The organism is Azospirillum canadense, from assembly GCF_025961225.1.
In the GTDB taxonomy this organism is placed as follows: Bacteria; Pseudomonadota; Alphaproteobacteria; order Azospirillales; family Azospirillaceae; genus Azospirillum; species Azospirillum canadense.
This window is the reverse complement of the sequence record NZ_JAOQNG010000002.1, coordinates 372,515-391,942: the sequence shown is the minus strand read 5'-3', so window position 1 is coordinate 391,942 and position 19,428 is coordinate 372,515. Positions and strand designations below refer to the sequence as shown.

The window sequence follows — 19,428 nt, the reverse complement described above, 5'->3', positions numbered from 1 at the left end:
GCTATCGCGGCCAGAACTCAAAACACCCACACCCGATCCGCCGGGAACTCCAGCCAATGCCGGCCCGGCTCCAGGGCTTCGTTCCCGTAGGCCCGCACCTTCAGCGGGCCGCGGTGGAACAGGTACTCCCACCGCTCGCCCAGATACATGCTGGTCACCAGATCGAGCGCCAAGCGGTTCGGACCCGGCCCATCGGCGGGGCGCACGGATTCCAGCCGGACGATCCCCGTGGCGGGGCCGCCGGGCGTCCGGTCGGCGCGCAGGCGGCCCCACAACAAGGGCTCGTCCTCCGTCCGACCCGCCACAGCCAGGGCGGCGTAGCCGTCGCGCTGCTCGGCCACCGTGCCCTCGATGCGGTTGTTGGCGCCCATGAACTCCGCGGCGAACAGGCTGCGCGGCGCGCCGTACATGTCCTGGGGGGAGCCCTCCTGCTCCACCACGCCAGCGTTCAGCAGCAGGATGCGGTCGGCGATGGCCATCGCCTCCACCTGGTCGTGGGTGACGCAGAGCGCCGACAGGTGCAGGGTCACGATCAATTCGCGCAGCCAAGCCCGTGCCTCCTCCCGCAGCTTGGCGTCGAGGTTGGACAGCGGCTCGTCCAGCAGGATAACCGGCGGCTTGTAGACCAGCGCGCGGGCCAGCGCCACGCGCTGCTGCTGCCCGCCGGAGAGCTGGTGCGGAAAGCGCTCCCCATGCTTGCCGAGGCCGATCTGGTTCAGCGCCGCCTGCACGCGCTCCCGCATCTCTTCCCGGCCGGTGCCGCGCAGCTTCAGGCCGTAGGCGACGTTGTCGAACACGGTCTTGTGCGGCCACAGCGCGTAGGACTGGAAGACGAGGCCGAGGTTGCGCTTCTCCGCCGGCAGGTCGACGCCCGCTTCGGCGTCGAACACCGGCTTGCCGCCCAGCGTGATGCGCCCGGCGTGAGCCTGCTCCAGCCCCGCCACCGCGCGCAGCAGCGTGGTCTTGCCGCTGCCTGACGGACCCAGCAGCGCCACGACCTGCCCGCGCTCCAGGCTCATGCCCACGCCCTTCAGGATTTCGTTCCCGCCAAGGCGCAGGTGCAGGTTCTCGACGGTCAGCTCAGCCATGCAGGCGCACTCCCAGGCGGAGCGCGGTCAGCAGGCCCGCCCCGACCATTGCAACGTTGATCACGGACAGGGCGGAGATCAGGTCGATGTCGCCCGTCCCCCACAGGGAGACGAGCAGCGAGCCGATCACCTCCGTCCCCGGCCCCAGCAGATAGATGCCGGTGGAATACTCGCGCACGAAGATCATGAAGATCAGCAGCCAGCTGCCCAGCATGCCGAAGCGGATCAGCGGGATGGTGATGTCCATGTTGACCCGGTGCGGCCCGGCGCCGACCACCCGCGCCCCCTCCTCCAGCTCCGGCCCGACCTGGAGCAGCGCGGTGCTGATCAGGCGCATGCCGTAGGCGAGCCAGACCACCGTGTAGGCGATCCAGACGCTGATCATCGTGCTCTTCAGCACGCCCAGCCCCGGCACGAACAGGAAGATCCACAGGATCGCGAGACCGGCGACCAGCCCCGGCATGGCGCGCGGCACCAGCACCAGGAAGTCGAGCAGCCGCGTCCAGCCCGACTGCCAGCGGTGCGCGGCCAGGCTGATAACGGTGTAGCACGCCACCGACAGGGCGCCGCCGATCACGCCGACACCCAACGTGTTCAGGATGCCGCGGATCAGGTTCGGGTACTGCCACAGGTCGCGGTAGTGGGCGAGCGTCAGCTGGTCGGACAGGGTGACCCCCCGGCCCCAGCTGCTGACGACGGAGCGCAGGCCGATGCCGGCCAGCGGCACGACCACCGTCGCGACCAGCCATAGCGCCAGGATGGCGAAGGCCAACCACTTCCAGCCGCCGAGCTTCAGCGGGGTCTGGCGGGCGCCCTTGCCCTTCAGCGTCACATACTTGCCGGCTTGGCGCAGCAGGCGGCGTTGCAGGATCACCAGCGGGAAGGTGACGAGCACCAGCGCCACCACCACCACGGCCATCAGCTGGTAGGACGGCGTGCCCAGCAGGTTGGTCAGCTTGTACAGGTAGGTGGACATCACCAGGATGCCCTGCGGGTCGCCCAGCACCAGCGGCAAGCCGAACAGCTCGAAGCCCAGGAAGAAGACCAGCACGCCGGAATAGAGCAGCGCCGGCATGACCATAGGCAGGCTGACGTCCAGCGCCACCCGCCACGGGCCGGCGCCGCCGATGCGCGCCGCCTCCTCCAGGTCCGACGACACGCCGCGCAGCGCGGAGGACGCGTACAGGTACACGTGCGGCACGTGCGTCAGGCCGGCCACCAGGACCAGCCCGTAGATGGAATAGATGTCCCACGGCACGAAGCCGAACAGCGATTCCGCCGGCAGCGACAGGAAGCCCACCGGCCCCGCGGCGACGACGTAGCCGAAGGCCAGCACCACCGGCGACAGGAAGACCGGCAGCAGCAGCAGCGGCTCGATCCAGCGCCGGCCGGGCAGGTCGGTGCGCACGATCAGGAATGCCAGCAGGCCGCCCAGCGGCACCGCGATGGCGGTCATGCCCGTCGCGATCATCAGGGAGTTGAGGAAGGCGCTGTGGAAATCCTCGTCGTTCAGGACGAAGTCATACGCCGACAGGGTGAACTGGACCTTGGGCGCGAAGAAGGGGTTGTCGAGGAAGCTCTGGTAGAAGACCAGCGCCAGCGGGGCGAGCACCACCAGCGCGGTCACCAGGATCACCGACACCCGCGCCCAGGACTGGGGCCGGGATGTGGACATGGTCAGGCCTTCGGATAGGGGCGAGGGATCACTTGCCCTGCATGGCCTGCTGCCACTGCTTGATGAAGGTCAGGCGCTTGGCCTGGTCCAGGTAGGTCAGCAGCTCCGGCCCGACGCGGATCGGCTTCACCTTGTCGCCCAGCTGCTGGTTGACCGCGCGCGCGGTCGCGTCGCCCTCCACGTCTTCGCGGATGGAGAACAGCTCCGCCTGGTTTGCGACCAGCGTCTGCCCGCGCTTGGACAGCACGTAGTCCATGAAGACCTTCGCGGCGTTCGGGTTCTTCGCCGCCTTCGGGACGAAGGCGATGCGCGACATCACCAGCGTGTAGTCCTGCGGGTAGACGATCCCGATGCTCGGGTCCTTCTTCGATCGCGCCAGCGCGTAGGAGCCGAAGATGTTGTAGCCGATGAGGTGCTCGCCCGACGACACGCGCTCCAGCATCGCGCCGGCGGAGGTGTAGAGCTTGATGCCCGACTGCCCGAAGGCGCGGAACAGGTTGCGGGCGTCCGGCCAGGCGGCCGCGTCCTGCGTCACGAACAGGAAGCCGACGCCCGACCGCTCCGGATCATAGGCGGTGACCTTGCCCTTGTACTCGGCCGTCTTGGCCTTCAGCAGCTTTTCCAGGTCGGCGTGCGTCTTCGGCACGTCGCCTTCCGCGACGAGGCGCTTGTTGTAGATGAAGGTCACCGGCTCGAAGGTCGTGCCGAAGGCCTCGTTCTTCCACACCGACCAGTCGGGCAGGGCCTTCCGCTCCGGCGTCTCATAGGCCTGGGCGTAGCCGTCGTTGACCAACTTGATCTGCAGGTCCATGGCCGAACTCCACAGCACGTCGGCGGTGCCGGCGTTGGCCGCGGCCTCGGAGATGAAGCGGTTGTAAAGTTCTGTGGAGTTGAGGTCGTTGTACTCCACCGTGATGTTGGGGTAGAGCGCCTTGAAATCGTCGAGCAGCGGACGCACCTGCGAGGCGTCGGTCGACGAATAGACGACAACCTTTCCTTCCTTGTTGGCGGCGGCGACGGTGTCCTTGTAGGCGGCGGGATAGCCGGCGGGCAGATCCTGCGCCTGCGCCCCCGTGGGAACCCCAATGGAAGCCAGCGTGAGGGCGGCAAGACCGAGGGCCGCGGTGGCCCCAAGCAGAATCCTGCGCATATCCTCTCCTCCTTCTTTCTTCTTGCTGTCTTGGTTCTTGGTGCGTTGGTCGTTCTTTGCGGAGTGCCGAAACGGCTTCCCCGTGCAGCAATCATGGTGGCACGCAAAGGAGGGAATGGCTAGGCCGATCGGGGCGTTCAATCGGTGTTAACCACCTGTTTTGCAACGGCGAGAGCCAGGGTGCACCACGGTCGGGGCATCACCGGTTTCCGTTCGCATCCCATTTTAGAGCCATCTAAGAGTATGTGAGCGCCCGCAGCATGACACCGCGAATCGCCGAACCTTGGGGAACCGCCCGATGACGCCGTCGCCGACATCGACTCCCAACAGCCAGGGTCAGATTGGGCAGGGTCCGGACGGCCATGGTCCGGACGGCCATGGTCCGGTCGGCCAGGGTCCGATTGGGCGCGGGCCGGGGGTGCCCGGCGGGACCCGCGACCTGCGGTTGGACTTCTTCCGCGGGCTGGCGCTGTGGTTCATTTTCATCGACCACATCCCCGGCAACCAGATCGCCTGGGTGACGATGCGGAACTTCGGGCTCAGCGACGCAACGGAGGTGTTCGTCTTCATTTCCGGCTACACCTCGTCGCTGGTCTATTCCAAGATCTACGCCTTGCACGGCTGGCGCTTCGCGACGGCCAAAGTGGTGCACCGGGTCTGGACGCTCTACATCGCGTACCTGTTCCTGTTCATCGCTTTCACGGCCCAGGTCGCCTATACCGCGCGCGTCTTCAACAACCCGCTGTTCAGCGAGGAGTTGGGCATCGCCAGCTTCTTCACCGACCCGGCGCGGTCGCTGACACAGGCTCTGGCGCTGAAGTTCCGGCCGGCGAACCTGGACATCCTGCCGCTCTACATCGTCCTGCTGCTGTCCTTCCCGCTGCTGCTGCCGGTCCTGCGGCGCTGGCCGCTGGCCCTGCTGGCGGGGTCGGTGACGCTCTACGCGGCGGCGCGCGGGTTCCGCTGGAACCTGCCCACCTACCCGGAAGGCGGCGTGTGGTTCTTCAACCCCTTCGCCTGGCAACTCCTGTTCGTGCTGGGCTCCACCATGCAGCGGTTTCCGGAGGTCTCCATGGCCCTGACGCGGCCGCGGCGCGCGCTGCTGGTGGCGGCAGCGGCCTATCTGTTCGCCTCGCTGCTGGTGGTCCTGTCCTGGCAGATCGCGCCACTGGGCGCGCTGATGCCGACGCGGCTGGCCGACATTCTGTACCCGATCAGCAAGACCGATCTCGACCCGTTGCGGCTCATCCACTTTTGCGCGCTTGCCTACATCGTGCTTCAGGTGGCCCGGTACGACAGCGCGTGGCTGCGGTCGCCGTTGCTGGCGCCGGTCATCCTGTGCGGGCGGCAGTCGTTGCAGGTGTTCTGCCTTGGTATTTTTCTGTCCTTCGCCGGGCAAACGATTTTGAACCAATGGACAAACTCGCTTTTTGCACAGTTTTCGATCACAATTGTTGGCATAGCCATGATGATCGCGGCCGCGCGGGCGCTGACCTGGTATCAGACCGTCGACCGGCTGCCACGCCCGCCAGCATCACGGCAAACGGCATCCGCCAAGGACCCGGCCAAGGACCCGAGTGCATGATGGGCACGCGCTTCTCCGTCCTGTTCCTGATCGGCCTCCTGATCGGCCTCCTGCTCGGCGCAGGCCTTGGGTCGGCCCGCGCCGAGGACACGGCTTCGGCCGATCCCTGCGAGGTGCCGGAGCGCATCTTTACCATCGACGCATCCCTGCCCCGCGCCCTGGACAGGATGAAGCGCGCCAACGCCCTCCCCATTCTGGTGGTCAACACCGCGAAACCGGGCGCCAACCGGCCGGAGGGCAGCTACCCGGGCCTGCTGGAACGGGACCTGTCGGCGCGCCTGCCGGACCGGAAAGTCAGCGTCGTGGTCCGCAATGTTCCCGGCGCCACCGCGCAGGAGATGCTGCCGACCCTGGATTCCGCCCTGACGGCGGAGCGGCCCTCGTTGCTGGTGTGGCAGGTCGGAACGGTGGACGCGATGCGGAACATCGGTCCCGACAGCTTTGGCGAGGCCATATCGTCGGGCATCGCGACGGCGCACCGGCGGGGTGCGGACATCGTGGTGATGGACATGCAGTACAGCCCGCAGACCACCCAGCTGATCACCTTCCAGCCGTACCTGGATTATGTGGAATGGGTGACCCAGAACAACGACGTGTTCCATTTTCCGCGCTACGAGATGATGCATTACTGGTTCGAGGAAGGGCGGGTCGGTTTCACGCCGGACTCCAAGGAGGACATGCTGAAGGCCTTTCAATTCGTCCACCGCTGCATCGGCCGCCACTTGGCCGACGCCGTCACCGCCATGCTGGACCGCGCCGCGAGGCCGGCCCAATGAGCCGGTCCTTCCTGTCCCGTAATTCCGCCCGGCTGGCGGCGGCCGTCGCCGTCGCGCTGTTGTTCGCTGCACCGCCGCTGGCGAACGGCCCGGCCAAGGCCGCGCCGTCGGGCAACCCGGCCTCCGCCTGCACCTATTCCGCCCAATCGGCCGCGCTGACCGCGCCGCTGCCGCGGGTGTCCCGCCAACTCGCCGGCGGCGGGCCGCTGCGCATCGTTGCCATCGGCTCCTCCTCCACGGCCGGGGCCGGGGCGAGCGGGCCGGAGCACAGCTACCCGGCGCGGCTCGCCGACCATCTGCGGCTGCGCTTTCCAGGCGTCGAGGTGGCGGTCCTGAACAAGGGGGCCAACGGCGAGGTCGGCGCGGAGATGCTGCGCCGCTTCCAGCGCGACGTGATGGACGAGAAGCCGGACCTCGTCATCTGGCAGGTCGGCGCGAACACCGTTCTGAAGGGTGACGACCCCTACGCCGCGGAGGTGGTGATCCGCACCGGCATCCGGAAGCTGAAGGCGGCCGGCTTCGACGTCGTGCTGATGGACCTGCAATACGCCCCCGCCATGCTGTCCAAGCCCCAGCACGAGCAGATGCAGACCCTGATCGCCCGCGTCGCGGAGGAGGAGGGCGTCGGCCTGTTCCACCGCTTCGCCGTGATGCGCCAGTGGGTGCAGACCCATCAGGCCTCCATGACCGACCTCGTCGGCCCCGACGGCATCCACCAGAACGATTTCGGCTACGATTGCATCGCCCGCTCGCTTGCGACTTCCCTACAAGAGGCGGCGGCCCGGTCGACCACCGACATCGCGCAACGCCGATAATATTTCCTGTTAATTTCCACGAGAATGCTTCGCAAATACTCCGTGTTCATTTCACTGTTGGTAGAATGAACAAATTTTCACTTTGAGTGGTTCGCGTTCGTCGTCATCGTAGAGACGAAGCCTGCGGGTTCCGTCTTGGGGAGGTGGCCGTGCGTGGATCAGCGGTGGTAGCGGTGAGCGTGATTCTACTGGCCGCGCAGGCCGGTGCCCGGGCCGAAGCGCACGACTGGTACGGCGACCTGCACACCACCGAAGGGCGCTCCTGCTGCGGCAACCAGGACTGCCGGCCGGTCGAATACCGCTACAGCGCCGACCAGGGGCACCAGATCCGCATCGGCGACCAGTGGTTTTCCGTGTCGCCGGGCACGATCCTCCCCGTGTCCTCACCGGACGGCCGAACCCACGCCTGCTACCTGGACCCGGACGGCAACGGCAAGCGCCCGATCATCCTCTGCGTGATCCTGCCGGGGACGGCGTGAGGGGGCTTAGAATTTTATTGGAGTGGTTGCACTGGGCCCCCCTCCCGACCTCCCCCCACTTCGCGAGGGGAGGAACTGGCTTCGGAGCGGCGGAGTTCCCTCCCCCGCCTCTCGCGCATGCTTGCATGCGCTGACGGCGTCAGGCGAACGCCTTTGGCGTTCGCCTGACGCCGAAGATGGGGGAGGGTTAGGGTGGGGGGCCAACGCGACCACTCACTCAAACACCCCCTACTGCGCCTGCGACGACCCCGTCGAGCGGTTCATCGTCCCGGACGATCCGCTGGACATCGTGCCGTGGCCCTTGCCCTGGGTGGCGCTCGCCTGCGCCGGTGCCAACCCGGCTTCGGTCCGTTTCGCCAGATCGTAATGCTCGCGCAGGGTGGGCAGGGTCTGCTCGGCGAACTGCTTCAGGTCCGCGTTCTTGCCCTGCTTGGCTTCCTTCTCGAACAGGGCGATGTCCTGCCGGTGGTCCTGGACCATGTCCTGCATGTAGGCGCGGTCGAACCGGGCGCCTGACAGCTTCTGCATCTCCTGCGACTTCGTGCGGTGCTTGCTGTCCGGCCCGCTCGGCAGGGTGATGTTGTTGTTCGCGGCGATCTGCTGGAGCTGCTGGTTGGCGCGGGAGTGGTCGTCTACCATGCGTTGGCCGAATTGGCGGACCTGATCGTTCTGCGCCTTCTGCTGAGCCATCTGGCCCATCTCGACCTCGGCGAGGCCGCCGGACGCCGCCTTTTCGACGAAGGTCCGGTCCGCCTTGTCGAGCGATCCGCGTTGCTGGGCCAGGCTCGGCGTGGCGACCGCCAGAGCCGCGAGAGCGGATGCGAGCATCAGTGTACGCCGCATGGGAAACCTCCTGCTGCGGTTGTGTGTATCCGTCCAACAAGGGGGCGATGAAGCGGTTCCGCGCGCGTGCCGGTGCGCGATGCGCACCGTGCATGCCGGCCCTGCGGTTGCACCCGTCCGATGGACCTTGCCGCCGGTGCCGGGCGTGCTCATCGTTACATTTGCGTCCTTATAATAAGGAAGCTCATCATTTAGAGGCTCGGCGTTGGCATGACGTCCGGAACGGACCGCACCATCGGCTGGCTGCTGCACGACGTGGCGCGGCTGATGCGCAAACATTTCGAACAGGTGGCGCGTGCCCAGGAACTTGGCCTGACCCGCGCCCAGGCCTCCGTGATCGCTCACCTGTCGCGGCAGGAGGGCGTGAACCAAGCCTGTCTGGCGCAGATCATGGAGATCGAGCCGATCACCCTGGTCCGCCTGCTCGACCGCCTGGAGGAACTGGGGTTCGTGGAGCGGCAAGCGGACCCGACCGACCGGCGCGCCCGCCTGCTGCGCCTGACCCCCGCCGCGCACGCGGTCCTGGAACGCATCCGCGCCATTGCGGCCGACGTCATGGACGACGCCTGCGCGGGCATGCCGGAGGAGCGGCGGGCCCTGCTCGCCGACATCCTGACCGAGATGAAGACCAACCTCGTCGCCCCGAACACTGCAGCGAATGCGGCGGCTGACGACGTTTCCGTAAGGAGCAAGAATCATGGCTGACGGCAGCGGACCCGCCGTTGGGCCCACCGTTCAATCGGCTGAGCTTCGGGAGAGCGCTGTGGATTCCGGCGTCGCAAGCCGGGGTGCGGCCGTTCGGAAAGCCGATCCCGCCCGGCGGCGTCGGCTTGTGCGCTGGGCCCTGTTCCTGCTGCTGCCGATCGTCCTGATCGCCGGCGGCTACGTCTATGTGACCGGTGGTGCTGTGATGTCCACCGACAACGCCTACCTCCAGGCCGACAAGGTCGGCGTGTCCACCGACGTGTCGGGTATCGTGCAGGCCATCAATGTGCACGACAACCAGACCGTCAAGGCCGGGGACGTCCTGTTCACGCTGGACGACCAACCCTTCCGGCTGGCCCTGCAACGGGCCGAGGCGCAGGTCGGCATCACGCGCAACGACCTGAACGCGCTGAAGGCCAACTACCGCGACATGCAGGAGCAGATCAAGCAGGCCCACGCGGACGTCGAGTTCTACGACCGGGAGTTCCGGCGCCAGCAGGACCTCACCCGCCAGCAGTACGCCGCGCAGGCCACTTTCGACACCGCCCGGCACAACCTGACGGCCGCGCAGCAGAAGGTCGCCTCGCTGGAGCAGCAGCTGGCCGCCATCGCCGCCAACCTGAACGGCGACCCGGACCAGCCCATCGAGCAGCATCCGCGCTACCTGGAGGCCATCGCCCAGCGCGACGAGGCCGCGCGCGAGCTGGCGCACACGACCGTCAAGGCGCCCATGGACGGGGTGGTGACGCAGGTGCCCTCGCTCCAGCCCGGCCAGTATCTCGAATCCGCGACGCCGGCCTTCAGCCTGGTCGCCACCGACCACATGTGGATCGAGGCGAACCCGAAAGAGACGGAGCTGACCTACGTCCGCCCCGGCCAGACCGCGACGGTGACGGTCGACACCTACCCCGGCGTCGAATGGCACGGCACGGTGGAGAGTCTGAGCCCGGCGAGCGGCGCGCAGTTCTCCCTCCTGCCGGCGCAGAATACGTCCGGCAACTGGGTGAAGGTGGTGCAGCGCATCCCGATCCGCGTGCGCATCGACACCTCGGACAAGAACCTGCCGCCGCTGCGCGCGGGGATGAGCGCGGTGGTCGACGTGGACACCGGACACGCGCGCGGCCTGCCGCACTTCCTGGCCGCCCTGTTCGGCGACAGCCGGAGTTCGTAAGCCATGGCCGCCGCAGCCGGAGAAACGGGGGGAGAGGCCAAACACCGGGGCGCCATCACCGTCTGCGTGATGCTGGCCACGATCATGCAGGCGCTGGACACCACCATCGCCAACGTGGCACTGCCCTACATGCAGGGCAGCCTGTCGGCCAGCCAGGACCAGATCAACTGGGTCCTGACCTCCTACATCGTGGCCGCCGCCATCATGACGCCGCCGACCGGCTTCCTGGCCGGCCGGTTCGGGCGCAAGCGGCTGTTCCTGGTGGTGATCGCCGGCTTCACGGTGGCCTCCATGCTCTGCGGCATGGCGCAGTCGCTGCCGCAGATCGTGCTGTTCCGTTTGCTCCAGGGCCTGTTCGGCGCGTCGCTGGTGCCGCTGTCGCAGTCCGTGATGCTGGACATCTACCCCAAGGAGCGCCAGGGCTCGGCCATGGCGGTGTGGGGCATGGGCATCATGGTCGGGCCGATTCTGGGGCCGACGCTGGGCGGCTGGCTGACCGAGAACTACAACTGGCGCTGGGTCTTCTACATCAACCTGCCGGTCGGCATCCTGGCCTTCCTGGGCATCTCCGCCTTCCTGTCGGAGACGGTGCGCAACGCGCGGGCGAAGCTGGACTGGTTCGGCTTCGGCACGCTCAGCCTCGCCATCGGCGCCTTGCAGATGTTCCTCGACCGCGGGGAGCAGTTGGACTGGTTCGGCTCGACCGAGATCATCCTGGAAGTCGTGGTCTGTGCCTCCGCCTTCTACCTGTTCCTGGTCCACATGTTCACGGCCGACCGGCCCTTCGTCACGCCGGCCCTGTTCCGCGACCGGAACTTCGCGACCGGCATGTTCTTCATCTTCCTGGTCGGCATCATCCTGCTGGCTACGCTGGCGCTGCTGACGCCCTACCTGCAAACGCTGATGGGCTATCCGGTGATCACCGCCGGCCTCGTCATGGGGCCGCGGGGGCTCGGCACGATGATGGCGATGATGATCGTCGGGCGGCTGATCGGGCGGGTCGACACGCGGCTGCTGATCCTGCTGGGGCTCGTGCTCACCGCGGTGGCGCTGTGGGACATGACCGGCTGGACGCCGGACGTGTCGCAATGGATGATCATCCGCACCGGCTTCGTGCAGGGCGCCGGCCTCGGCTTCCTCTTCGTGCCGCTCAGCACCGTCACCTTCGCCACCTTGGCGCCGGAGCAGCGGACGGAGGCGACCGGCCTCTACAACCTGTCGCGCAACATCGGGTCGAGCATCGGCATCTCCGTCGTGTCGTCGCTGCTGGTGCAGAACACCCAGGTGAACCATTCGGAGATCGTGCAGGCGGTCACCCCCTACAACCGCCTGTTCGATCTGCCGGACGTCGCCCGTTTCTGGAACCCGATGACGGCCGCCGGACGCGCCGCGCTGGATGCGGAGATCACGCGGCAAGCGACCAGCATCGCCTTCATCGACGACTTCAAGCTGATGATGGTCATCGCGCTGGTCGCGATGCCCATCGTACTGTTGATGCGCAAGCCGACCAAGCCCGCCGACAAGGACCACGCGGCGGTGATGGAATAACAAGACGCTCAAAACACAAGAAATCGCAGGGTTAGAATGTTGGCAGCTGACGGGTTGCCCACGCCGCAACGGCAGTGGGCCATTTTGACCATGGGCATCGCCTTGGTTATGGCCGTCCTGGACGGGGCCATCGCCAACGTGGCGTTGCCGACCATCGCCAAGGACCTAGGCACCACCGCCGCCGGGTCGATCTGGGTGGTGAACGCCTACCAGTTGGCGGTGACGGTGTCGCTGTTCCCGCTGTCCTCGTTGGGCGACATCGTTGGTTACCGGCGCGTCTATTGGTGGGGCCTGCTGGTCTTCACCGTGGCGTCGGCTGCCTGCGCCATGTCGGACAGCCTGCTGGCGCTGACCATCGCGCGCGTCGTGCAGGGTTTCGGCGCCGCCGGAATCATGAGCGTGAACATCGCGCTGGTCCGCTTCATCTACCCGCACCGGGAACTTGGCCGCGGGGTCGGCAACAACGCGCTGATCGTCGCCGTGGCCTCGGCCGCCGGGCCGACCATCGCCGGCATCATGCTGTCGGTCGCCTCCTGGCAGTGGCTGTTCGCGATCAACGTGCCGCTCGGCGCGGTCGCGCTGGTCATCGCGTCGCGCTCCTTGCCGCACGCGCCGCGCTCGAACCACCGCTTCGACAGCGTCAGCGCCCTGCTGAACGCCATGGTCTTCGGCGCGCTGATCTGCGGGATCAAGGGGCTGGACGGCAGCCAGGCCGCGGCGCTGACCGCGGTGGAACTGGCGGGAGCCCTGGCGCTGGGCGTCGTCCTGGTGCGCCGGCAGCTGGCCCAGGCGGCGCCGCTTCTGCCGGTCGACCTGCTGCGCCTACCGGTCTTCGCCCTGTCGGTCGCAACGTCCGTCGGATCCTTCGCCGCGCACACCATGGCCTTTGTGGCGCTGCCCTTCTATTTGCAGGACGTGATCGGCCGGTCGGCGGTCGAGACGGGCCTGCTGATGACGCCTTGGCCGCTGGGCACCGCCCTGATGGCGCCGCTGTCCGGGCGGCTGGCCGACCGCTACGACCCCGGCCTGCTGGGCGGGCTTGGGCTGGCGATCCTGGCGGTCGGGCTGGGGTCGCTCGCCCTGCTGCCGGCGGATCCGGCAACGGCCGACATCGTCTGGCGCATGGCCGTGTGCGGCCTGGGCTTCGGCCTGTTCCAGTCGCCCAACAACAAGGTGCTGATCACCAGCGCCCCGAAGGAGCGCAGCGGCGGCGCCAGCGGCATCCAGTCCACCGCCCGGCTGCTCGGCCAGACGCTGGGTGCGGCCTTCGTCGGCCTGCTGTTCACCGCCCACGCCGTTCACGGCACGGGCATCGCGCTGACCCTGGCCTGCGCCCTGTCGGTGGCCGGTTGCGTGGCGAGCAGTTTGCGCTACCGTCGCTCCCCGCTGGCGACCGGCTGAGCGCCGGCGTCGAACAGGCTCCGGCGCGTGGCGATGGCCAGCGCCGGGTAGCCGTAGAGCAGCAGGGTGACCGTCTGCTTCAGCCACATCTGGGTCGGGCGGTAAACCCAGTCGCCGTAGAAATGCGCGCCGAGCCCGAACACGGCCAGCAGAAGCAGCGCCGGCACGAGGCTCCCGGGCCGCTGCCGGATCTCCGCAAAGGCGGTCAGCGCTACCAGGGCGGCAACGTTGAGGTAGGATCCCTCCTCGGTCCGCGGGTTGAACAGGACCAGGTAGAACACCGCCAGCATCAGCGTGACCAGCGACGCCGTCGGACGGTCGAGCCGCCGCGACGCCGCCCAGGCGGCAACCAGCGTCAGCACCGCCGCCGCGACGCGCAACCGGGTCATGAGCGCGTAGTCGGGATGCAGGCCGATTTCCGTCAGAAGCCGGGACAGGTCGAACCAGCGTCCACTGTCGGGTGCCGCCGCCGTGGTCAACTTCGCGATCATCGCAACATACTGCCCGGCGACATAGGCGGGATCGGGGTGCAGGAAGGGCACCACGAAGGCCGCGGCGATGCCGAGAAGCAGCGGAAGGCGCGCCTCCGGCCTCAGGGCGCCGAACAGGAGGGCCGGCACCAGGGCCAGCGGCTTCAGCGCGACGGCGAGCGCGAGCAAGGCCCCGCCGCGCCGGTTGCGCTCGCGCGCGATGTCCACGGCGGCGTGCATCACCACCGCCAGCATCATCAGCTCCCACTGCCCGCGCAGCACGTTGATGGAGGCTGTGGGAATGGCGAGCGCCAGCACCCACGACGCGGTCCGTGCACCCGCATCCGGCCGCAGCACGGACGCGGCGCGGAACACCGCAGTGGAGAAGACGAGCACCAGCGCCAAGCGCCACACCTGGTCGCAGATCCCCAGCGGCAGCGCCGCCAGTGGGCCGTTCAGCACCGCGCTGGAGGGGAAATAGAGGAAGCCGTGAATGCCGTCGGTGTAGACGGGCACGCCCGCCCACCAGTCGCGCGTGGCGTCCCGGTAAATGTGGGTGATCGGCCGGCCGGGCTTCAGCACCGCGACGGCGCCCATCACCAGCGTGAACAGCCCCCAAAAGGCGAAAGGCCAATGAGCGAGAGGCCAGCGGGCGAAAAGCCGGTGCCGCGTCGACCAGCGCGCGACGGCGTTCCGAAGGGATGCCCCTCCGGACGCTTGCGAGACGAAATTCATGTGGGGGAGTGCCGTGCGATGCGACCCGTCCGATTCGCCCCAAGGCTTATGATAAATCCTTTCGATCCTGCAATTAAATTAATTTAATGATCTGATTTCTTCTCGTCGCGCTAGAAGATTTCCGTCGCTGGGCAAGAATTCGTCCGGTGTAATCTTTGGTGGCGCTGAGCGAATCTTTCCACACACTAAGGTTGGCGCGTGAGCCTGCATCTTTGCGAACGTTGCGACGAAGCGACCGCGGAACCGCACCGGTTCTGCGCGCGGTGCCGGTCCATCCGGGCCACGAACCGCGTGATCCTGACGGTTGTGGCCGTCCTCGGCCTGATGGCTTTGGCGAGCGTCGCGGGAACGCTCCTGCTCGGCGTCGATTTCACCGGAGGGTGAACTCCGCCGGTTCCTCCCCAACCTTTGGGCGTCGGCGCCCGTGACAAGTGCAGCGATATTTGAAAAGTGGGGACTCTTTGTGCTTTGAATGCGAGGGCGGTGTGACACAAAGTGGTCGGATCGATTGTTATCGGAAACGCGCCTGGTGCTTGCCGAAGTGTTCGCCCTGATCAACGAGATGCCTCTCGCGTTTCCCATCGCGCTGGCGGCCCTGACCATTCTTCACGAAGACGTGGCGATCGCCGCGGGGGCGGGGCTGGTCAGCGCCGGAACCATGGATTTCAGCCTCACCGCCATGGCCCTGTTGGCGGGCATCATCGGCGGCGACTGCCTGATCTATTCGCTCGGGCTGCTGTCGACGCGGGTCGGGCGGCTCCGGCGCTACACCGAGCGCCCGGTCTTCGCCAAATGCCGCTCGGCGTTGGAGAGCAACCTCCTCGCCACCCTGGTCACGGCCAGGCTCGTGCCCGGCGTCCTGTTCCCCATGTATTTCGCCTGCGGCGTGATCCGGGTGCGGTTCGACCGCTTTCTGCTGACGACGCTGGCTACCGCCGTCCTGCATGTCGGGATCCTGCTGGCGCTGCTGACCTCCTCCATCGGCTTGACCTCGGGCGACGTGTCGATGGCCGGACTGGGGCTGGCGGTCCTGCTGATCGGCGCGCGCACGCGAAACGGCCGCGCGCTGATGGCCAAGGGAGCGAGCCTGTTCGGAGCGCCGGCGAAGCTGGTCGATTCGGTGGCGGGCGAGGCGCCGGCGCCCACGCAGGCGGTGCAGCTGCCGGGCATGCCGCTGGTGCCGGCGGGATACCGGCCCATCGGCTTGGCGGAACGCATCCCGCCGCTGCTCTTCTACATCCCGCTGGCCCTGCAATGGCTGGCACTCGGCCTGCGGCACCGCAGCCTGACCCTGCCGACCGCCGCGAACCCGTCCATCGAGGCCGGCGGCCTGCTGGGCGAATCCAAGATCCGGTGCATGGACCTGATCGGCCCGGCGGCCCACCACTGGGTCGCCGACTGCCGGGCGGCCGTGAACGATGGATCCTGGTCGGTCGAGCGGCTGGAAACCTTGGCGGCCGACGCAGGGCTGACCTTTCCGCTGGTCGCCAAGCCCGACATCGGGTGGCGCGGGTTCGGCGTGCGGCTGGTCCAGGATGCGACGGAACTCCAGGCCTATCTGGCGGAGATGCCCCAGGGCTGCGCCTTCATCCTGCAGGCCTTCGTTCCCTTCGCCGGGGAGGCCGGCGTGTTCTACGCCCGTTACCCAGGGCAGACGCAGGGGACCATCTTCTCTCTGACGCTGCGCTATTTCCCGCATGTGGTCGGCGACGGACTGTCCACTCTGGAGCAGTTGATCGCCCGCGACGCGCGGGCATCGTGGAAGGGCGACCTGCACCGCGCCGCCTTGCGCGGGCGGCTGGACGAGGTGCCCGCGGCCGGGCAGGTGGTGCGCCTTGCCCTGGTCGGCAGCAGCCGGGTCGGGGGCCTCTACAAGGATGGCTGCAGCCTGATCACCCCCGCCCTGATCCGGCAATTCGACGCGATCGCTGACGCCATGCCGGGGTTTCATTTCGGCCGCTTCGACCTGCGCTTCGCCTCCGCCGACCGGCTGGCCCGCGGCGAGGATTTCCGCATCATCGAGGTCAACGGGGCCGGGGCGGAAGCCATCCACGTCTGGGACCCGGACATGGGGCTGGGCCAGGTCTACGCCGACCTGTTCCACCAGCAATCCCTGATGTTCGACATCGCGGCGGCCAATCGCGCCATTGGCACCCGCCCCCTGTCCCTGCGCGGGCTGGTCGGCTACCAGCAGAAGCAACAGCGGCTTCTCTGCATCTACCCCGCGTCAAACTGAGTGGCACCGGCATTCGCCCGGTGTGTCAAAAATCGAAATTGGTTTAGAGACGCAAGCATCACGATAATAATGGCGTGCGTTTCGCGGATTATCACTGTAGAAATATGCATTAGGTATATGTGGCTGACTCCTCACCGTTGAGAGGTTGCTGGGGCATGCGCGATAACGGACCCGTTACCAACCGTGAAATTGAAATGGCCGACGGCGTGCTGCTGGTGTCACGCACCGACACGCGCGGCAAAATCACCTTCGTCAACAAGGCATTCGTCGACATCAGCGGCTTCTCCGAAACGGAATTGCTCGGGGCGCCTCATAATCTTGTGCGGCATCCGGACATGCCGCCGGTCGCCTTCGCGAACCTGTGGGAAACCATCAAGGCCGGGCGTCCGTGGGAGGGCTTGGTCAAGAATCGCGCCAAGACCGGCGACCATTATTGGGTGAAGGCCAACGTCACGCCCCTGACCGAGAATGGGCAGGTCACCGAGTTCATCTCGATCCGTTCCAAGCCCTCGCGCGAGGCGGTGGCGGAGGCGGAGCGCGTCTACGCCGCGATCCGCGCCGGGGGCGGCAAGGAATACGGGCTGCTGGATGGCCAGATCGTCCATCGTGGATTCGGCGCCTGGATCGGCGGCCTGGTGTCCAGCATCGCCGGCCGCATGGTCGCAATGAACCTCGGGCTGGTGCTGATCACCCTGGTCCTCGGCTGGATGACGCTGACGGACAACGATCCGCCGGCCGTCGTCGCCGGTTTGCTGGTCGTGGCCTTCCTGCTGGCGCTGTTCGGAACGCTGGGCGTGCTGGGCACCGTACGCCGGCCGCTGGGTCTTGTGGAGCAGCATCTCGACGCCATCGCCCGCGGCGACCTTATGGCCAACATCCCCGGCTCCGGCGTCGCGGAATTCGCGCGCATCCGATCGCAGCTGCGCGCGGTGAAGGCGAAGCTGAACTACGCCCTGCAGGAACGCGCCGAACGTCAGCGCCAGGCGGAGGAGGAGCGTATCGCCGCCCTCCAGTCCATGGCGGAGACGGTGGAGCGCGAGGCTGGGCGGGCGGTGGAGCAGGTGGCCCTGCGCACCGGCTCCATGGCCCAGGACGCCGACGCGATGGCCGGCTCCGCCGAGCGGGTCAGCGTCAACGCGCAGAGCGTCGCGGCGGCGGCGGAGCAGGCTCTGGCCAACGCCCAGACCGTGGCAGCCGCCACGGAGGAACTGGCGGCCTCCATCCGCGAGATCTCCAGCCAGATCGCCCATTCCAGCGCCGTAACCCGGAAGGCCGTGGAGAACGGGCAGCGCACGCAGGGCACCATCCAGTCCCTGTCGGAAGCGGTCGGCCGAATCGACGAGGTGGTCAAGCTGATCACCGACATCGCCAGCCAGACCAACCTGCTGGCGCTCAACGCCACCATCGAGGCCGCCCGCGCCGGCGAGGCCGGCAAGGGCTTCGCGGTCGTGGCGCAGGAGGTCAAGAACCTCGCCAACCAGACCGCGCGCTCGACCGAGGAGATCACCCGGCAGATCGCGGAGATCCAGGGCGTGACCGGCACCGCCGTGTCGGCCGTGGCGGAGATCGGCGAGACCATCGGCGAGATCGACCAGATCTCCAGCGCCATCGCCGCCGCGATGGAGGAGCAGGCCGCCGCCACGCAGGAAATCAGCCGGAACGTCGTCGAGACGTCCAGCGCCGCGCAGGAGGTGTCGGCCCGCATCGCCGACGTGTCGCGCGACGCCGACCAGACCGGGGCCCAGGCCACCGGCGTGCGGTCCGGGTCCGACGAGGTGGCGACCAGCATCGACGAGCTGCGCCGCGTGCTGGTGCGCGTCGTCCGCACCTCCACCGCCGACGCCGACCGCCGCCGCAACCCGCGCTACCGCGTCAACGAGCCCTGCACCGTCGTGGTGCGTGGGGTCGACCAGACCTGCAGCATCCGCGACCTGTCCTGCGGCGGCGCCATGCTGACCGGCGTGTCCGGCCTGTCCATCGGCGACCACGGGACGGTGCGGATCGACCGCTTCAGCCTGTCGCTCAGCTTCGAGGTCCGCGCCAAGGACAAGGAGACGGTGCACGTCCGCTTTGCCGAGGCGGACGCGTCGCTCGCGCGCTTCCGCGACGCCTTCGCCCAGATGACTCGTGGGCTGACGGCGATCGCGGCCTGAGGCCCAGGATGTGAGGAGAGCAGGGGCGGCTACACGCTGCCCTTGCGCTCGATGACCAGGATGCGCGCCTCGCCGACGGGGTGGGCGACATGCTCATCCCCAGCCCCGGCGTGGAAGAGATCGCCGGGGCCAAGGCGCGCAACCTCCTCCCGGCCATCAATGCGGAAATGCATATCCACCGCACCGCCCAGCACGGCGAATACCTCGTCGCCGGCGTTGACGTGCCAGCGGTACGGTTTGTCGGTCCAATGCAGGCGCACGGTGGCGCCGTCGATCTCCGCGATGTCGAGCGCCGCCCAAGCGGTGGCGGGGCGGAAGGACCGCGATTGCACGATCTTCATCACTGTTGATCCGTGTGGCGTCAAGGGAGCGGCGGCGACCTTGCGGCGCGCGGTCCACTGGCACAATGACAACGCCCCGTCAATTCCTGCCAGCGCAAACGGTGAATGGCCGATACCGAAGGTGTTTGATGGCTTCCATCAAACACCTTCGGTTCAAACCCGACAGCACATGGCGCAGCCATGTGCGAAAGGGGCATACGGCCGGCCGATCATGGAACTGTTCATGCGCCGGCCGTATGAAACGGCATCTTGCACCG

17 protein-coding genes are annotated in these 19,428 nt (G+C 67.5%); 11 read left to right on the top strand and 6 right to left on the bottom strand.

Annotated elements, in window-relative coordinates; translation table 11 throughout:
* Nucleotides 1-17: 17 nt before the first annotated feature.
* From M2351_RS16385 to M2351_RS16375, 3 genes are read right to left on the bottom strand one after another with little or no spacing between them, the layout of a single operon-like run.
* Nucleotides 18-1,088: an ABC transporter ATP-binding protein gene (locus M2351_RS16385; RefSeq protein ID WP_264657184.1), complete on the bottom strand. Its 1,071-nt coding sequence runs from the start codon at nucleotides 1,086-1,088 to the stop codon at nucleotides 18-20.
* On the bottom strand, nucleotides 1,081-2,763 hold the full coding sequence (locus M2351_RS16380; RefSeq protein WP_264657183.1) for an ABC transporter permease: 1,683 nt from the start codon (nucleotides 2,761-2,763) through the stop codon (nucleotides 1,081-1,083). The genes M2351_RS16385 and M2351_RS16380 overlap by 8 nt, the downstream gene beginning before the upstream one ends.
* Nucleotides 2,764-2,791: 28 nt before the next feature.
* A complete protein-coding gene (locus M2351_RS16375; RefSeq protein ID WP_264657182.1) occupies nucleotides 2,792-3,913 on the bottom strand; it encodes an ABC transporter substrate-binding protein in 1,122 nt (373 codons plus the stop codon).
* Nucleotides 3,914-4,211: 298 nt separating this feature from the next.
* Between M2351_RS16375 and M2351_RS16370 the strand changes: the two genes are divergently transcribed.
* The 4 genes from M2351_RS16370 (at nucleotide 4,212) to M2351_RS16355 (ending at nucleotide 7,568) form a co-directional block, all read left to right on the top strand.
* Nucleotides 4,212-5,498, top strand: coding sequence for an OpgC family protein (locus tag M2351_RS16370; RefSeq protein WP_264657181.1), 1,287 nt, complete (start codon nucleotides 4,212-4,214; stop codon nucleotides 5,496-5,498).
* A complete protein-coding gene (locus tag M2351_RS16365) occupies nucleotides 5,495-6,274 on the top strand; it encodes an SGNH/GDSL hydrolase family protein (RefSeq protein WP_264657180.1) in 780 nt (259 codons plus the stop codon). The genes M2351_RS16370 and M2351_RS16365 overlap by 4 nt, the downstream gene beginning before the upstream one ends.
* Nucleotides 6,271-7,089, top strand: coding sequence for an SGNH/GDSL hydrolase family protein (locus M2351_RS16360; RefSeq protein ID WP_264657179.1), 819 nt, complete (start codon nucleotides 6,271-6,273; stop codon nucleotides 7,087-7,089). Before M2351_RS16365 ends, M2351_RS16360 begins: the two co-directional genes overlap by 4 nt.
* 173 nt (nucleotides 7,090-7,262) lie before the next feature.
* Nucleotides 7,263-7,568, top strand: a complete 306-nt coding sequence (locus M2351_RS16355; protein WP_264657178.1) for a hypothetical protein — start codon at nucleotides 7,263-7,265, stop codon at nucleotides 7,566-7,568.
* Nucleotides 7,569-7,796: 228 nt separating this feature from the next.
* Here the strand turns inward: M2351_RS16355 and M2351_RS16350 are convergent, their stop codons facing one another.
* Nucleotides 7,797-8,411 carry a DUF4142 domain-containing protein gene (locus M2351_RS16350; RefSeq protein ID WP_264657177.1) on the bottom strand — a complete coding sequence of 205 codons (615 nt, stop codon included), beginning with the start codon at nucleotides 8,409-8,411 and terminating at the stop codon, nucleotides 7,797-7,799.
* A gap of 210 nt (nucleotides 8,412-8,621) precedes the next feature.
* On the opposite strand from M2351_RS16350, the gene M2351_RS16345 reads away from it, so the two are divergent.
* Genes M2351_RS16345 through M2351_RS16330 form a run of 4 tightly spaced genes read left to right on the top strand, consistent with a single transcriptional unit; the run spans nucleotide 8,622 to nucleotide 13,236 of the window.
* Nucleotides 8,622-9,116 carry a MarR family winged helix-turn-helix transcriptional regulator gene (locus tag M2351_RS16345; RefSeq protein WP_264657176.1) on the top strand — a complete coding sequence of 165 codons (495 nt, stop codon included), beginning with the start codon at nucleotides 8,622-8,624 and terminating at the stop codon, nucleotides 9,114-9,116.
* A gap of 58 nt (nucleotides 9,117-9,174) precedes the next feature.
* Nucleotides 9,175-10,287: an HlyD family secretion protein gene (locus tag M2351_RS16340; protein WP_264657175.1), complete on the top strand. Its 1,113-nt coding sequence runs from the start codon at nucleotides 9,175-9,177 to the stop codon at nucleotides 10,285-10,287.
* Between the two features lie 3 nt (nucleotides 10,288-10,290).
* A complete protein-coding gene (locus tag M2351_RS16335) occupies nucleotides 10,291-11,835 on the top strand; it encodes a DHA2 family efflux MFS transporter permease subunit (RefSeq protein ID WP_264657174.1) in 1,545 nt (514 codons plus the stop codon).
* 36 nt (nucleotides 11,836-11,871) lie between these two features.
* Complete coding sequence (locus M2351_RS16330; protein ID WP_264657173.1) at nucleotides 11,872-13,236, top strand: MFS transporter; 1,365 nt, start codon at nucleotides 11,872-11,874, stop codon at nucleotides 13,234-13,236.
* On the opposite strand, the gene M2351_RS16325 is transcribed toward M2351_RS16330, so the two are convergent.
* Nucleotides 13,206-14,303, bottom strand: coding sequence for a glycosyltransferase 87 family protein (locus M2351_RS16325; protein ID WP_264657489.1), 1,098 nt, complete (start codon nucleotides 14,301-14,303; stop codon nucleotides 13,206-13,208). The two genes, M2351_RS16330 and M2351_RS16325, sit on opposite strands and share 31 nt — an antisense overlap.
* 336 nt (nucleotides 14,304-14,639) lie before the next feature.
* Here M2351_RS16325 and M2351_RS16320 point away from each other — a divergent pair, with 336 nt between their 5' ends.
* From M2351_RS16320 to M2351_RS16310, 3 genes are all read left to right on the top strand, one after another.
* Nucleotides 14,640-14,825 carry a hypothetical protein gene (locus M2351_RS16320; RefSeq protein ID WP_264657172.1) on the top strand — a complete coding sequence of 62 codons (186 nt, stop codon included), beginning with the start codon at nucleotides 14,640-14,642 and terminating at the stop codon, nucleotides 14,823-14,825.
* Between the two features lie 145 nt (nucleotides 14,826-14,970).
* The gene (locus M2351_RS16315; protein ID WP_264657171.1) at nucleotides 14,971-16,677 is read left to right on the top strand and encodes a hypothetical protein; all 1,707 of its coding nucleotides are present in this window, start codon (nucleotides 14,971-14,973) and stop codon (nucleotides 16,675-16,677) included.
* Between the two features lie 155 nt (nucleotides 16,678-16,832).
* Nucleotides 16,833-18,830 (top strand): methyl-accepting chemotaxis protein, encoded by a 1,998-nt coding sequence (locus M2351_RS16310; RefSeq protein ID WP_264657170.1) that lies wholly within the window; start codon nucleotides 16,833-16,835, stop codon nucleotides 18,828-18,830.
* Between the two features lie 29 nt (nucleotides 18,831-18,859).
* Here the strand turns inward: M2351_RS16310 and M2351_RS16305 are convergent, their stop codons facing one another.
* On the bottom strand, nucleotides 18,860-19,171 hold the full coding sequence (locus tag M2351_RS16305) for a cupin domain-containing protein (protein ID WP_264657169.1): 312 nt from the start codon (nucleotides 19,169-19,171) through the stop codon (nucleotides 18,860-18,862).
* Between the last annotated feature and the right edge of the window lie 257 nt (nucleotides 19,172-19,428).

Coding starts and splice junctions, on each gene's coding strand:
- M2351_RS16385 (WP_264657184.1), bottom strand. CDS start 1,088: ATGGCTGAGCTGACCGTCGAGAACCTGCACCTGCGCCTTGGCGGGAAC.
- M2351_RS16380 (WP_264657183.1), bottom strand. CDS start 2,763: ATGTCCACATCCCGGCCCCAGTCCTGGGCGCGGGTGTCGGTGATCCTG.
- M2351_RS16375 (WP_264657182.1), bottom strand. CDS start 3,913: ATGCGCAGGATTCTGCTTGGGGCCACCGCGGCCCTCGGTCTTGCCGCC.
- M2351_RS16370 (WP_264657181.1), top strand. CDS start 4,212: ATGACGCCGTCGCCGACATCGACTCCCAACAGCCAGGGTCAGATTGGG.
- M2351_RS16365 (WP_264657180.1), top strand. CDS start 5,495: ATGATGGGCACGCGCTTCTCCGTCCTGTTCCTGATCGGCCTCCTGATC.
- M2351_RS16360 (WP_264657179.1), top strand. CDS start 6,271: ATGAGCCGGTCCTTCCTGTCCCGTAATTCCGCCCGGCTGGCGGCGGCC.
- M2351_RS16350 (WP_264657177.1), bottom strand. CDS start 8,411: ATGCGGCGTACACTGATGCTCGCATCCGCTCTCGCGGCTCTGGCGGTC.
- M2351_RS16345 (WP_264657176.1), top strand. CDS start 8,622: ATGACGTCCGGAACGGACCGCACCATCGGCTGGCTGCTGCACGACGTG.
- M2351_RS16335 (WP_264657174.1), top strand. CDS start 10,291: ATGGCCGCCGCAGCCGGAGAAACGGGGGGAGAGGCCAAACACCGGGGC.
- M2351_RS16330 (WP_264657173.1), top strand. CDS start 11,872: ATGTTGGCAGCTGACGGGTTGCCCACGCCGCAACGGCAGTGGGCCATT.
- M2351_RS16325 (WP_264657489.1), bottom strand. CDS start 14,303: ATGGGCGCCGTCGCGGTGCTGAAGCCCGGCCGGCCGATCACCCACATT.
- M2351_RS16310 (WP_264657170.1), top strand. CDS start 16,833: ATGCGCGATAACGGACCCGTTACCAACCGTGAAATTGAAATGGCCGAC.
- M2351_RS16305 (WP_264657169.1), bottom strand. CDS start 19,171: ATGAAGATCGTGCAATCGCGGTCCTTCCGCCCCGCCACCGCTTGGGCG.